The organism is Paenibacillus sp. FSL H8-0079, from assembly GCF_037991315.1.
GTDB lineage: Bacteria > Bacillota > Bacilli > Paenibacillales > Paenibacillaceae > Paenibacillus.
Window position 1 is genome coordinate 2,069,629 of the sequence record NZ_CP150300.1, and the last position, 16,125, is coordinate 2,085,753.

Here is a 16,125-nt window from a genome sequence, read left to right on the forward strand (position 1 = left end):
CGACAATGGGCAATGCATATCAGGATCGATTGAGGTACGTATATAAAGTTACATCTTCGAGAATTAGAAAAGCGGATTATAATCTCCATCTTACCTATCAAGAAGCGACAGTAAATGGAGAAGTGGCATCTATTGGAAGCCATCAGGTGTTTCGTTTTATAGATCATATCCGAGGCTACAAGGAGAGAGAGCGAGATCTGGCTAGAATCAAGCTGGACATAGAGCAATTAAAAGCTTTGAAAACCAATGCTGAGCATAAAAGAACAATGAAGAAATTACATGAAGAACTGAAAAATCTGAAATTTGTCGATGATTACCTGCTGGTGGTCATTGAAAATAATAAAGACTACGATCGGCTGAATTCATGGAAAGCCTTTTCCATCAACGGCAAAAAATACAAGCGTCTATTGGCTACAACAGGTGGTGCCAAAAGTTCGACGGTCATCTATGTGAGTGAGGATATTCACCCGCTTTTGGAGAAAAGATTGAATAACGGCAGAGATCCGAATAAAGAGCTGGTTCCTGCCAAACTGGAGGCATATAAAGCTCTAGCCTGTAGTACAAGCACACCTGTGTCACATCCCGAACGAGTATTGGTTGTTCAGGATTGCATAACCGAATTTGGCGCAGACATCATTCAGATTGATGATACCGAGACAGAGTTTCCTCGTGTTGAGAGTAGGAAAAATGAGCCTATTCAGATGAATATGAGTGACGGATTCGGTCTTATCTCTCCTGCACTTAGTGAACTTTGGGCAACCGAGTTGGGGCATGCATATATCCCGAGTGGATTTTGTATTCGTAATAGCTTCTGTAAAGGTATGGTATTTACATTTGATTATCACGCATTTGCTGATCAAGTTGCAGGCAAGTATATGGTGGACGATGCCTGGGGTAATCCTGTGGATATTCTAGAGGTAGACCTGATCATCACAACGTCCATGCTCAAAATATGGAGCTCGTACAACAGTATCGACGATTATTTGTTATGTTGCGGTTATTATGGCTACACGTTCAGTGTGACGAAAGTTACACCCGAAGAACTGGAGGACGAGCGTCATTTAAATTACCAGTTCATTCAATCGCTTCAATTAGATGATAACGAGATTGGTGAACTCATTACTCCCACGGTGGACTCGATTAAGGATGTGCTAGGTGAGGACTATCGCAAGGCACTGTTATTCCTCAAAGGAATTCATATCCATGAGAATGACTACAGAAATAGTCCGGATGATTATATCAAAGGGCTGATGGTAGACCCACGACTTATAGATGATCCTTTTGTGCGGAGCAAAATTCATACATTAATACGTAAGCGAATGAATGAAGCCAAGATCGGGGTTCTGAGAGTTAAAGGCAATTTCAGCATTATTTCTGGCGATCCCTATACATTGTGTCAGAGCATATTTGGCTTACCTTTAACAGGATTGCTAAACTCGGGTGAGTTTTACTCCAGATATTGGAATGAGCGGCATGTAGACCGCGTGGCTTGCTTCAGAGCTCCAATGACTTGTCATAACAATATCAAGGTGCTTCGTTTCCAAAACACGGATGAGATGCAGCAATGGTATCGCTATATGAACACGGTTACGATCTTGAATTCATGGGATACGACGACGCATTCTTTAAATGGTGCAGATATGGATAGTGATCAGGTATTAACTACAGATAACACAACGATTCTTGGTTCAATTCAGGAGCTGGATGCGATTGTATGTGTACAAAAAACCTCAGCCCAAAAAATTCCGGATGAGAAGGATCTGATCCAGGCTAACAAGGATAGTTTCGGTGATCTAATCGGTTTTACAACGAACAAAATTACATCGATGTTCGATGTATTAGCCAATTATGAGGAGCATAGTGCAGAATATCAGGAAATGATGTACCGAATTCAATGTGGTCAGCATTATCAACAAAATGCCATTGACCAGGCCAAAGGTATTGAATGTAAAAGAATGCCGAAGCACTGGTATGATATTCGCGCTGCGGTGACGGACGAGTCTGCCTTGAAAATGGTAGCGCACAAGAAGCCTTACTTTTTCATATACAATGACCTGGAGCAGAAAAAAGAATATACCACCTATGTAGAAAAAACGAGTCAGAAGTGCTTGCAGCTCTTTGGTATGACTGTGGATGAATTGGTTTCGAAAAAGGAGTTATCTCCGGACCAGGAACAGTTCCTTGCACAGTATGAACAGAGAATGCCTGTATCCACGGCACCTTCTGTGATGAACCGGTTATGCCATCAAGTGGAAGACGAGTTCAACAAGTTAAAGTTAAAACAGACCGAGAGTCCGTTTGATCATACGATATTGAAGAGTACCAAGAAATATTCCCAGGCTCGTTACAAAGAGATCCAACGATTATATCAGATGCATAACGAAGAATTACGTAGTTATATGACTAACTTGCGCAAGAGTAAGGTGAAAAAGGAAGAAAGATCTGCCCGATGGCAGTTGTTTGTTTCACGCTTTAAGGAGCAGGCGCTGGAGATCTGTACTAACGAAGAAGATCTGTGCAATATGATTGTGGACATGTGTTATCGAAATGCGGAGAAATCAAAGCAATTTGTATGGGATGTGTCAGGAGATCAGATTATTCGCAATCTATTGCTCAGCAATGATCATATCATCCATTATCCGGTTAGAGACCCGGAGGGCGATATTGAATACGCGGGAAGAACCTTTAAAATGACCCAAATGCATATGAAGGAGCAACGCCCTTGAAAATCATTCTGAATGAACGTCAACATGCCGAGCAAGCAATTGCACATGGGAAAATGGATAAGAAACCAACTAAAACTTTGATATGTTTAGCTAAATACGGGCTTGAACAGGGGAAGAACGCCGAAGATGCGTATGCGTTGTTAAATCAGTTTATGACCAAATACTATCCAGACTACAATGCTGTCCAGTGGGATACATTTCTCAATCGTATCATTAAGCAATCTCAGAAGTATATCAAGATAAGGAAGGAGGCAGGCAAGAGCACGCTAATTGAGATTGATCATGTACCTGTGATACATGAAGAACTTCAAAAGATCAAACAACTTAAAAGTAAACGACTTGAGAAATTGGCCTTTGTTTTACTGGTCTACAGCAAGATTAATAATCGAATCAATGAAAATGATACGTATTGGATTAATAATGAATGGAAAGAAATCTACGGCGATAGCCAAATGGCGGTAAGCAAAAAAGATCAGGGGTTATTGGTGCACAAACTTATTCAGTTAGGGTACCTCAAAGAAAGTAAACGCGTCGATTCAACTAACGTACAGGTTTTATACGCTGCGGAGCATGGTGAGGTTGCCTTCCAGCTAGTTCGCTTCGATGACTTTGTGTTGGAGTATTCTCGCTGGAAAGGAGAAAATATTAAAAATTGTACCGTATGTGGAAAACGGATGCTGGCAAAATCGAACCGAATGAAATACTGCAAGGAATGCAAAAAAATTGGCATTAATCCCATTAGAGAACTTCTCTAAAGCCAGACACAGCAATGCTTTTCATGGTTGTTCAAGAATTTCTTTAATGATAAGCCAGAGACAGGTTTCCTAGTTATGGGGGAGGTATTAACTTGGAAACAGTCTTATAAAGAAAATATGCTACATAACGCTTAGGTAGGTGAATTATGTCAAATGGGATAACTTTAGCACATGTAGAGTCTTTAATTAGAGAAGCGGTGAAACATAGCGGTCCTGGACAGCCTGGAGATTCTGGGGAAACCGAACTCGCCATCAAACGGGCACTGGAGGCTGCTGGCGAAGCCTTACAGGCTGCCGGAAAAGCAAAAGAGGCTTATCAGACGACTCGACTTGTGTACCAGAGTCCAGTTGCTGATTTTGAGGAGTTAAGTATGCAGTACTCTTCTCCTGAAATAGGCTGGACGGTACAAACGTATAAGGATGGCAAAAGATATCGTTTTGATGGACAGACATGGGTAGAGATTGATGTATTTGGTCAAAACCTTCAGGTGGTTAATTCCGATATGGATGGGCTCATGAGTAGAGCTGAACACCTGAAATTAAATGAGATTCCGTTGGAAGTACAGGATCGCGTTATGGTCTTTTGCAAAGAATCACGGGTGTACCCGGAAGTACTGGGGATTCTAGCCCCCTTTCCATTCAATGGCGAGATTTTACACGTAAAGGGCTACTGTGGAGTTTCTGGAGATACCGCAACTGAAATAAGAATCGAACGATCCAAGGATCTCATTCACTGGCAGGATGTGATGGGGAGTCCACTGAAATTTGAAGCATTTCAACATCAAGATGACGGTGAGGCTACATTTGAGACCAAAAAAGTGGAGACTGGAGATATCTTCAGAATCAACATCATTGAAGCAGGTTCAAACATTCAACATCTTACAATTCAATTAACCATAAGAACATAAAAAAAGGAGATTGATTATAATGACACAACCAATTATTACATGGATGGACGCAACACATAGCAAGGAGATTGTAGCACCGTTTGATTATGGTGTTATTGATGCAGATACCAAAAGTGAAATTCGTATTTTTAATGTGTGGAACAACAAAGGTGGTGCGACGGATGTGTCCAAAATGGAGGACTGCACCTTTACAACGCGGGATATGGATGGGGGGACTGGTGATACGGTTAAATACGATATTGAAGCTGTTAAAAACAACTGGTTTCATGTGCAAGTGGACTCACTTGGGGAGAATGATTTGGATGAAGAGAGCTCTCGTGTAGGCAAGGACTTTTCGAAGCCTATTGGAACTACGGGCAAAACCACGGTGGATTATTCAGGAACACCTTATGCAACACCGCTAGTACCGGGAGCAAAAGAGATTTTGGGAGTCAATAATAATGGAAATCAAGAAGACGCCGCAGGTAACTATGTAACGCTGTCTATTCAATGCGAAGTACCCTTGAATGCTCGTAGTGGTAAACAAGAGTTCAAGAAACGTATCTCCTATCGTTACGTTTAAGAAAAGTTAATGATGCAGACAGGCCATTGTAGCCTGTCTTTTTATTTATCTATGAGGAGGGAAAATTGTGATTTTAGGTCAGAAACAGTACTCTCGTTCACCTGTATCTCAAGCTTATATATGGATTGCCGATTATTATGATGGAACATATCTGAGTGAGTATGATCTTCAGACACAACATGCACACCGCTTTTATGACATCAACAAAGAGAAGTTGGTGTTATTCGGATTGATGGGTCAAGGATCCCAAGTTTATTACAATGTTGCCAATGGGATCTTTCACATTAATGCTGATCGTTACTCCATATCTTATGAATGTGAGGAGCAGGAGTACCCTTTAACCGGGAGGACGTTTGTGTACAATGACATCATCCAATTCAAAAATGGGTCCTCAGAAGCGAATATGGCTGGATTTTCAGGGCAAGGGAATTCAGGGGCTTTCCGAAATACGATTGAATGTTTTAACTTTGGTTACAAAAAAACAATGAACCTGAACGATGCACAAATTAATTTCCAATGCGTTTGTTCCCTGCCTCTAAAGGAATCTGTATTCTTTCATATAAAAATTTCTTCTAACCTGGACTTGCCTGGGCAACTCGTTATTCGTAAAAATGGGTTTGTCGTAGATCGAATCATAGCCCCTCTGAAGGCAAATCATGCTGGGATCATAAACTGGGACATTCGTTAAGCTGGATTTTGAGATGAGATTGGTGGTGAGAGTATGGCAATTCAAGAAATTCTACTAGATATAGATCTGTCTGTAGGTGTTTTTCAAGATACGATAGTTGAGGATCAGAAGTTGAAATTAAGGGAACTTGGTCATGATGCGGACGGTAATCCAATCTATCCTGCTACTGGATCTTGGGAGTCTACTGCGATTCGAATTCAGGATAAGATCGCATCATTTAAAGGTGTGGCTGCAAAGGTAGATGTTGCGGGGGGCGCAGCATACAAAATCTACTGGAGTACATCTGAGGATGGCTTTGAGTGGCTGGAGTATGAGGAAGTCTCAGCTAATAGCGCTGTATCCCAATCTCCTGCAAAGTATGCGAAGGTGAAAATTGAGATTTTTGCAGAAAAGAAATATTCGAACTTTTACATAGACGATTTTAACAAGAAGGATAAATACAGTAATTCTTTTATTGAAAGTGAATCTGGTTCACTAGGCTTAAAGAAACTATATCAATTGAACATGGAACGAGCATCTGACACTCCAACAGGCATGGTGTTACGTCAGAAGGTTGAAAAAGCGAAATTTCAAAAAGTAGATGGAATCAGAGTGAGTAAGGGGTGATTTTATGGCAGTTCCAGCCACTACAGGGCAGTTGAGAGAAAAGCTATCTGATATGGAGATCGGAGACTATATTGTTTGGAAGTACGACAATACAATAAATGGATATATTTTCGGAGGAAGTACGACGGGGTATACAGAAATTCCGCTAACAGGAAATCCATTAGCCAGTATGCCTTTGAAATATTTTTGGTATGTCATCAAAGTGGATAGAGGGTTGCTAATAGCAGATAGAGTTGTAAATAACACGATAACATGGGATTGGTTAAATTCCAATAAGTTTGTTGAAGGTTCCCCGCGCATTATAAGTGAAACATCAGGAATTGTCCGTAGTATATCTGGTGGAGTGGGATATGCAGATGCGAATGGGAAACTGAGTATGAAGGATTTAGGATTGGGGGCATTCCCCAATAATAATGAATATGACAAATATATTATGAAGTCCAGTTTGGGTGGCAAGGCTACACCTAATGATGATAATGTTTGGCATCACCATAACGTGTTTTGTTGGGCAAAGGAAACACCTGTTCTCGGTTCATGGACTACGAACAAAGGAACTGCCTTAACAGCGAATTCAACAAGCAGAATAGTACGAGGGTTTGAGTCACGAGATGACAATAGAGGTGTTGCTTTTACAGGAGGCTCAGCATCTCAGAATTATATTGGGTTTCGTCCAGCATTTGAATATAAGGAGGTGTAGTATATGGCTACAGTAGGAGATCAACTGGCACTACCAGAATCAGGATGGAGACGATATGATGATACACATGTTGGTTTAAAGTATACAGGGAGTTGGTACAAAGTAACCAGCACAAATTACTATAATGGCAGTGTGAATGTAACGACTAGAGCGGCAGACAACAACTATGTGGCATTTTCTTTTTATGGAACTAAAATTAGAATCATCTCTGATATTGCTCAAGATAGACATTCGGACAATACGATTACTGTAGATGGTGTAACGGAATCATTTAATACAAATAAAACAGGGACTGGTGTATTAAATGCAATCGTTTATGAAAAAACGAACTTACCTCTTGGATTTCACACAGTTACAATTACGGTAGGGCATAATCGTACTAACTTCATCATGGATGCTATAGATATTGATGAGACAGGTTACTTATATGGGTATTCTTTAACAGCGCCTGAAGATGGATGGAAAAGGTATGATGATGCTGAGCCATCTTTTAGCTACACGGGGTTTACCCAAAGGAACCTTGCCGTTGCAGGTGCATATGAGGGCAAATCTTCTTACAATGCAAATGGGTCTGCTGTAGGGGAAGTAGTTTTCTCTTTCGTAGGAACTAAGATAAGGATTATCTCTTCAACTACCTCCACAGTCAGAGCAGAGAGCATATCTGTTTCCATTGATGGTAGTGTTGAGACATTTACAGCTAGAACCGCTCAGAGTCAAGTGCAAACGCTTGTATATGAAAAGAAAAATCTACCTTACGGGACGCATACTGTGAAGATTTTCGACTTCAAGGGTGTGATGACTGGAACTGCCGCCGCCGCTTTCGGTCTAGACGCTATAGACATTGATTCCGATGGTCGCTTAATAAGATCTGTTGGATCTGAAGCAACAGCACCAGAAGATGGATGGAGAAGGTATGATACGGATGACTACGCACAGTTCTTGGGTACAGATTGGAAGACAGTAGCGAATTCCACAGGGCGTGTATTTGAAGGTGGCTCTGTTAAGTATAGTAATGTAATAGGAAATCAAATAGAATTCTCCTTTGCAGGAGACAAGCTTAGACTTATTGCAGAGTATGGTAGCGCATATGATACAAATGTTGAAGTTAGTATTGATGGAGTAATAAAATATATCAATCTATCAACTTCATCTTCTTCTATTCAATATCAACCTCAAAGGATAGTTTTTGAACAATTTGGTTTAACTGATGGGGTTCATGAGGTTATAGTTAAAAAAGTTAGTGGCACAGGTAATTTTCATATTGATGCTGTTGATATTGATGTAAATGGACGCATGGTAAGACCTATTGGTTCTCAATTGACCACGCCAGATGAGGGTTGGAAAAGGTATGACAATAGTTCAGCTATGAAGTACGAAGGGTTAGGTTGGGTTTCTGCTATAGGTGATGCTACTACTTATGCAGGAACAGGCCACTATGTTCCACTTAATGGGGCATCATCAAATAGCATTGAATTTAATTTTTATGGGACAAAATTGAGGATCATTGATCTGTATTGGACTAATAGAGTGAATAACGTGACCATAGATATTGATGGGAAAGTCTCTACATGGAATCCAAACAATCCAGCAAATAAGTATCAAATATTGGTCTTTGAAGCGTCAGGCTTGGAGAAAGGTTTACATAAAGTGAAGCTTTCTACAACAAGTTTGAGTGGAACATTTTCTCTTGATGCTGTAGACATTGACCTTGATGGACGAATGTTTCATCCAGATGAAGTGACAAATATTACAGAACTTGAGATTGGCAAGCGAATCAGATGTCATTACATTGCGGCTAGGAATAGTGCTGGAGTATTTAGTAGGCTTGGAGAAGAGACTTTTGACTTTATAAGTCCTTCAGGAAGTCCTATCCCAATGGGAGATTTTTATTGGATTATGGTTGAAGACTGGAATAAGAGAAAATTTCTAGTGGCTGATAGAAACATACAGAATGCTGTATCTTGGGATTCAATTAACAAGGAGGGTTATGTTTTTGGATTTGAATCAACAACTATTTCTAAGACGCATAATAAGACACCATATCTAACTTCAGCTTCCGATGTATATAGCGTAACTGGTGTTGGAAATTCCCTGACCAATGAAGATCCTTGGAGAGCCTTTTCGTTAGCCGGATCAAGTGGATGGTGGGGGTCATATGCAGGTACAGGTTTAATATTAGACTGTAAGCGAAAAGTGAAGTTTGGAGAAATAAAAGTAATTGCTTTCAGAGGAGCGAACATGGCTTCAGTGATTGATGTGTATGGAAGTGATAATAATGTTGACTATACTCTAATAAAAAGTTGCCAAAAATCTACTTGGATCGACTCAGAACAAGCTACATTTTATTTTGACGAACCCGTAGAATACAGATATTACAAGATTATGAAGACCACACAGGTATCGAATAGTAATGCGGCAAGATTAAACCTTGAGTTAAGTTATTCAGAGAAAATAGACAATAATCATATTTTTAAAGTAAGACTTCTCACAGGCGGCATTAACGCAACAGATAAGGATAATGAATGGGATAAGTATATTGTTAACTCAACATTAAATGGGAAAATCATTGCTGGTGACAACAATGTATGGAATTATGGTGGTGGAGCTTCGTGGACTTCCACAACTAATGCCGCTGGTTCGGGAAACAGAACTGGACGAGGTGCAAGTGGCAATGCAGGAGCAAGCGGATTTAATCCAACTTCTTATGTAGCGGCGGCAACTGCTACAGGATTTAGACCATTAATGGAGATTGAAATTCTTCCAATGAACAGATCGTTCATTAATTATGATGGTGCATATAGAACGATAAGTGAAAATATATTATATATATACTCAACCGAAACGGCTGCTCCCATGATGACATCAAATACAGCACCTTCAGGTGTAGCAAGTGCAAGTAGTATATTTAATTTTACTTATGATGCTTGGAAAGCATTTAATGGAAGCTCAGTTGATTTCAACGATTGTTGGGCTACTGTAAGCGGAACTGTTTCTGGATGGTTGGCATATAAATTTTCTTCTTCAGTAAGTGTTTATGAATATTTAATAACATCGCGAAACTCTTCAGATGCTGAGGAAGCAAAAGGATCAGCACCAAAGAAATGGACATTTGAAGGATCTAACGATGGAGTTAACTGGACTGTATTGGACACAGTAACCAACTCGAATAATTGGATTGCCAATGAAACTCGAACATATAGATTACCTGAAAACATGATTTCAGATTACCTCAACTATAGATTGAACATCACCGAGAATAATGGTTGGGCTACTTGGACAGTGGTTACAGGACTTAAACTATTTTCGAGAACAACGATGGTAAGAAAAGGATGGAACACAGTATCAACAACTTTACCATCAGAAAACACTTTTATTAATGAGGGAATTGATGATCTGTCTGTTTTAGATAGAAAAAACGAAGATTTCGTTCAGACTATGACTGCCCATGGATCGTTAGGATCAGGCAAGTTATTTAAAGAAAGAATCGATCTGAAAAAGTTTTTCGAAATAACAAATGTAAGTGTGAAGTAGGGTTTGAATGCTCTACTTCTTTTTGTATGTAAAATAATGATTTCAATTAGGAAGGGAGTTGATTATATGTTAGAAGAAACAATAGATGGCAGATGGAGTAGAAATTCCAGTTATACAGCTCCAAATCAAGGTCTAACCTCAATAACAACTAGTGGATCTAGAAAATTGGGAGAAGGTCGCTTTTATTTTGAGATTACAATGCCTACTTCTGGAAATCTAACTTATAGATATCTTGGTATAACAGAGACTAATTCTCCTGCATGGGTTTCTAATGGGAATCTAACAAAGACAAAAATTTTAGTTTGGGGTCCTCTAACTCTAGGTGCGATATATGGCATAGAACTTGATCTTTCTTCTAGCGATACAGGAATGGCAAGAGTGAGAGTTAATGGTGGTGCATTTTCGAATTGGACAACTTTAAGCGACTATCAGGGAACGAAATTGCAATCTTTTAGACCAATGTTACTCGGAGGATCAAGCTCTAATACAGCATTATCATTTACAATTAGCACTGGTCAATCTTCAATGCCATATTTGCAAAACATATTTGAATATAAATTATATTCATTTGATGGTAGTATGCAATCTTCATTTAATAAGATATTACTTTTATCAGGTGGGGTCAAATATTCTTTAAAGAATTCAACTATTATAAAAATGGAGACAAATAGTGAAAAGAACTTTGTTAATTATGGTGCAGATTCTACGTTTGATTTTAACGGATATGTGGTCAAACAAAAAGATATAACAAGTACAAGTGTTACATTGGGATCTGGTAAAACCCTTGAGCACACAATTGATATGTCAAAACGCCGAGTAGATAAAATTATACTAGGCTAAATTTATTTGGAACACATCTACAGGGTGTGTTCTATTTATTTTTGAAAGGAGATGATTTAAATGGCAAGAGGGAATCCCTATGCTTTAGCGTTTAATGGAACAAATAGTCAGGTAAATATTGCTTCCAATGCCGCATTGAATTTTACACAGGCAAGCAAGTTCTCTATAGAAATGTGGTTTAAAGCTAACTCTATTGGTAGCAACATGACGTTATTCAACAAACAAAGAGCAACAACAAATGAGTTTGTGATTAGTGTTGATGTACAGGCTGATGGATATATATTATACGCTATAGGCAAACAGAATGTAGCGCCAGTTAATGCGAGAAGCAAGAATCCCATTATATCTGGAAAATGGTATCATATAGCGGCTATTTCAGATGGAACTAATATTTCTCTTTATTTGGATGGGGTTATTCAAGAGTCTGTATTAATCTCAGTTACAGGTACTACACAATCTTTAGCAAATGCACTTATTGGACATTGGTATTTTAATGCAACGAGCTATTTCAATGGCCAGATAGACGAATTCAGAATATGGAATACTAACAGGTCTGTTGATGATGTTAATAAAAATAAAAATTCATATCTCAAAGGAACAGAATCTAATTTGATTTTGCTATATAGAATGAATGAGGGTTCTGGTTTGACTACTATAGACTCATCACCAAGTAATATCTCTGGGACTTTGGTTAATGTTACTTGGACTAAGGGGATGGTTGATATGTTCGGGAATAGTGAAAAATTCTTGATTACATCCGAAGATGGAGTCATTCATTCTGTGACAGGTTGGAACCCTAAAGATAGTTTAATTTCTCCTCTAACTGCCAATATATCATCTGATGGCGAAGCAAGAAGTAGTTCAAATTATGATTTAACATATGATGCTTGGAAAGCATTTGATGGTGTGACTACAGGAAACCAAAATGGATGGGCTACCCCCATAGGAACTACTAATGGATGGCTGGAATTTTATTTTTTCAGACCTCAGATTGTAACATTGTATTCGATGGTAAGTAGGAATCCTGTTTCACACATATTTGAAATGCCTAAAGATTGGACATTTGAAGGTTCTAATGATGGATTTATTTGGGAAATATTAGATACCCAGAAAAATATATCTTGGGCATTAGGAGTTTCGAAAGCATTCTCCTTCAATAACTATAAGAGTTTTAACAGATATAGAATAAACATCTCGGCAAATGGGGGTTCATTCACACAGAACTATTTATGTATTGGTGAGGTGACAATGGGGGGGACTGAAGAGGTACAACTAAAGTCAATTCCCAATTTTACTGAAGAGTACTACATTAGATATGGGATGAATAAAAACACAGAAATAAGCTTAAATGTAGTACTATCCAAAAGAAATTATCTTTCAAACTCATCAACCTCTTTAGGATTAGGAAAGGTATTCAAACAGAGAATAGATAGGTCAAAGCATAAAGTGCACAAAATTATATTAGGTTAGATTCTGAGAACATCATTAGATGTATTTTTGTTTATTTTGAAAGGAGATGTTACTAATGGCTATAGTAGGAGATCAGTTACCATTTCCCGAATCAGGGTGGCAAAGGATTGATGATGAAAATAAGAATATCAAATATAAAGGTAATTGGATTTATGTTTCAGGAGATCCAAATACGTATGCGGGAACAGCTCATTACTTTACTCTAAGTGGAGCAACAACAAATTCGATCGAATTCTATTTTTATGGAACTAAGTTAAGAATCATTGATATGTATTGGTCGAACAGAGTGAATAATGTAACTGTAGAATTAGATGGGGTTATCTCTTCATACAATCCCAATAACTCTACAAACAAATACAGGGTAATTGTATTCGAAAGACTAAACTTACAATATGGTTTTCACAAAGTAAAGTTAACAACAACAAGTACAAGCAATAACTTTTCTCTAGACGCTATAGATATTGATTCTAATGGCGAAATTACCGCACCTCCTCTGAGTAAGTTCTTGATTTCATCAGAAGACCAACACTACAGTATTACAAATAAATACAAAGATAATGCTATTCCTGCAATGACATCTAACACTAGTCCGAATGGAATTGTAGATGCAAGTTCGTTTTACACGACATTTTATCCATGGAAAGCATTTGATAGAATTATTGATCCAAATGGATGGGTTACTAATATCAATGTTCTAACAGGATGGTTAAGTTATGAATTTGATTCACCTAAAACAATCTCCGCCTATTCAATTCAAGCAGGAACCACTCCTGTAAACAGACCTCCAAAAACTTGGACATTTGAGGGGTGGGATGGATCAAAATGGGTTTTATTAGATTCAAGAATGAATGAACCCAACTTTGCTGGAGAGGAATATCGCCTCTACAATTTTAAAAATAAGGTTGCTTATAAGAGATACAGAATTAATGTCACTGCGAATCAAGGCGCTGGAGACTTCTTGGCGATTGGTGATTTAGGTATGTACGAACTCGATAAATACATATCCTCCGTAGACAATTCAGAAACAAGCTTTCTTGAACATGGGATGGAAAAAGGGATGATTATTGATCTAGAGGATGAATTCATCGAAAGAAAGTCCGTGGTTAAAGATCATAAAAAAATTGGTTCAGGAAAGGGGTTCAAGCAGAAAATCGACACAGCTAAAATACCAATAAAGAAAGCATCAATCACATGAACTAATAAAATGAACTATCTATTTAGAATTCAGAAAGGAGTGGGTTAATTAATGGCAACTTTAGGTCAAGCACTGCCGCTTCCAGAAGAGGGTTGGAAAAGGTACGATGATAACGAAATAATCTTTAAGTATTCAAGCGGATTTGTTTCCTCTCCAAATGAAGTATATTACAATGGTACCTCTAGACTAGCTTCAATAGCAAATTCAACTTTAGAATTTCAATTTAAGGGCACAAAGCTAAGGATAATTGGCAACAGGCATAACAGAGGATCATCTAATATATCTGTCTCTATTGATGGGTTAACTGAAGTTTTCAGTGAAAATCATGTAGATATTGTTCAACAAGCACTAGTCTATGAAAAATTAAATTTGTCCGATGCTATTCATACTGTGAAAATCACCACCAATGACACCAATTTTGTTCTTTTTGACGCGATAGATGTGACCGAGATGTTCTATAAGACATTTGTGCGCTCTAACAGTCTATATTACTACTATTTAAACTCATCGTGGAATCAACTGTCTAGTATTGATCCAACTGAGCAAGACTATAAAATTTACGGTATGGATGATTTGTTGATTGTTCCTGAATCCGCGTGGGCACAGTTTCAAGGTGAAGTAGAGTTATTTCACTATACAAACGACCCAGTACAAGAAGTATCCTTTAACATCGAAACCGAATCTTTTACTCTCGAAGAGGAGTGGGCAGACAAGGATATTGAAGTACTTTATTATACAGACGATCCCAATGCTACAGAATCGGTGGTAACAATCGAAACCGAGCCCTTCACCCTAGCCGAAGAATGGGAAGACAAAGAGATCAAAATCATTGAATACACCGATGACCCGAACCAAACCGAATCAACGATTACAATCGAAACCGAACCGTTTACCCTCTACGATGAGTTGGGTGACAGTGTAGACGTTCTATACTACACTGACGATCCCTCCAAAACGTCAGCAGAACTAAATATCACGGCTAACTACTCCCCATTGGATGAACTTGAGGGAGATTTTGACGTGGTTACGTGGACGAATGATGAAGAGGTAATCGCCGGAAATCGAGACATGATGCTGACGTATAACGCGCTACCGTTTGAACAGTTAATTGTGCAACCAACAGACATAGCGTTATATGGAGATGTCAAAAAGGTTATTGCTACGAAAGTAACGGAGAACAGTCCGCAAGGTATATTAAGGATGGCTGCTTCGTTCGACTCAGGGCTCACATGGAAGACATACCGTTTCAACAAGTGGCTTGATCTGGATATTCAGAATACAACCCTATTCAAGAGAAAAGGAATGAATCTGGACACACTCAACGCCATCCCTGAAAAGAATTTAATAGCTTTAACACGAATCGCCTATTACTTCGATAGCAGTAAGCACTATGAAAACAGCTATTCGCTGGACGAAGTGAAGATGATCGTTGATGCACCGCGTAATGCGGTGGAGTTTAGAGATATGTCACTGCAATTGTTAAACACCACTGCCACAATCGACCTGACCTTCTCTGGCAACAAACTTACAGGTGTGCTTGATGATGCAGATCAAGGCAAGGTTAAGTACCGCGTGTTGTTGAACGGTAAAACGTATTATCCGGCGGATGGCAATTTTACGCGACTAGCAGCTTCACCATTCAATATTGAACTCAATATTGACGAGAGAAATGTTAATTTTGGCGTAGAGAATATATTGAAGGTTGAATTTCAGGACTATTGGGGTGCAGTAGACTCTCGGGAAACCAAGTTTATCGGATCGTATTCAGGATTAATGTTTATGGATGAGTCTGGAGATTTTCTTTCAGATACCTTTGGGGGAATTTTGAAACAACTTGATTATGGGGTGATCATTGCCGGACAGACGACATTAACGAAGAAAGTCAGAATTAAAAACTTGCTTGGATATGCTGTGGATCATGTTTACCTGGAGATGGATAAGAAATTCGAAACGGGTGGTGTTGACGTCCAATTGTCCAGACAGGCCGATCCGTTTCTTCCGATCGATTATCTGACCTATGGTCTGATTCAACCGGAGGGTAGCATCGATTTTTATATTCGTATCGCAACAGATATTCATGCCAAGCCGAATCCGAATGGTAATTTTGAAATGAAGGTCACAGCAGACCGGGTGTAGCTCTCAATACA

At 38.9% G+C, this 16,125-nt stretch carries 12 protein-coding genes; all 12 read left to right on the top strand.

All coding sequences use genetic code 11. The features are described 5' to 3' along the window. Positions 1-5: 5 nt before the first annotated feature. The 12 genes from MHI06_RS09410 (at position 6) to MHI06_RS09465 (ending at position 16,114) form a co-directional block, all read left to right on the top strand. Positions 6-2,726, top strand: coding sequence for a hypothetical protein (locus tag MHI06_RS09410; RefSeq protein WP_340401291.1), 2,721 nt, complete (start codon positions 6-8; stop codon positions 2,724-2,726). Beyond that, entirely contained in the window at positions 2,723-3,481 is a 759-nt protein-coding gene (locus MHI06_RS09415) for a hypothetical protein (RefSeq protein WP_340401292.1), read from the top strand. Before MHI06_RS09410 ends, MHI06_RS09415 begins: the two co-directional genes overlap by 4 nt. A 146-nt stretch (positions 3,482-3,627) precedes the next feature. Next, on the top strand, positions 3,628-4,389 hold the full coding sequence (locus tag MHI06_RS09420; protein ID WP_340401293.1) for a hypothetical protein: 762 nt from the start codon (positions 3,628-3,630) through the stop codon (positions 4,387-4,389). A gap of 19 nt (positions 4,390-4,408) precedes the next feature. Continuing rightward, positions 4,409-4,951, top strand: a complete 543-nt coding sequence (locus tag MHI06_RS09425; protein ID WP_315936679.1) for a hypothetical protein — start codon at positions 4,409-4,411, stop codon at positions 4,949-4,951. 67 nt (positions 4,952-5,018) lie between these two features. Beyond that, complete coding sequence (locus MHI06_RS09430) at positions 5,019-5,639, top strand: hypothetical protein (RefSeq protein WP_340401294.1); 621 nt, start codon at positions 5,019-5,021, stop codon at positions 5,637-5,639. A gap of 33 nt (positions 5,640-5,672) precedes the next feature. Further along, on the top strand, positions 5,673-6,245 hold the full coding sequence (locus MHI06_RS09435) for a hypothetical protein (protein ID WP_340401295.1): 573 nt from the start codon (positions 5,673-5,675) through the stop codon (positions 6,243-6,245). 4 nt (positions 6,246-6,249) lie between these two features. Further along, positions 6,250-6,942: a hypothetical protein gene (locus tag MHI06_RS09440; protein ID WP_340401296.1), complete on the top strand. Its 693-nt coding sequence runs from the start codon at positions 6,250-6,252 to the stop codon at positions 6,940-6,942. Between the two features lie 3 nt (positions 6,943-6,945). Further along, positions 6,946-10,473, top strand: a complete 3,528-nt coding sequence (locus MHI06_RS09445) for a hypothetical protein (protein ID WP_340401297.1) — start codon at positions 6,946-6,948, stop codon at positions 10,471-10,473. 66 nt (positions 10,474-10,539) lie between these two features. Then, positions 10,540-11,313: a hypothetical protein gene (locus MHI06_RS09450; protein WP_340401298.1), complete on the top strand. Its 774-nt coding sequence runs from the start codon at positions 10,540-10,542 to the stop codon at positions 11,311-11,313. Positions 11,314-11,373: 60 nt separating this feature from the next. Continuing rightward, positions 11,374-12,783 (top strand): LamG domain-containing protein, encoded by a 1,410-nt coding sequence (locus tag MHI06_RS09455; RefSeq protein WP_340401299.1) that lies wholly within the window; start codon positions 11,374-11,376, stop codon positions 12,781-12,783. 55 nt (positions 12,784-12,838) lie between these two features. Further along, a complete protein-coding gene (locus tag MHI06_RS09460) occupies positions 12,839-13,978 on the top strand; it encodes a hypothetical protein (RefSeq protein WP_340401300.1) in 1,140 nt (379 codons plus the stop codon). Between the two features lie 369 nt (positions 13,979-14,347). After that, on the top strand, positions 14,348-16,114 hold the full coding sequence (locus MHI06_RS09465; RefSeq protein ID WP_340401301.1) for a hypothetical protein: 1,767 nt from the start codon (positions 14,348-14,350) through the stop codon (positions 16,112-16,114). The last annotated feature ends 11 nt before the right edge of the window (positions 16,115-16,125 follow it).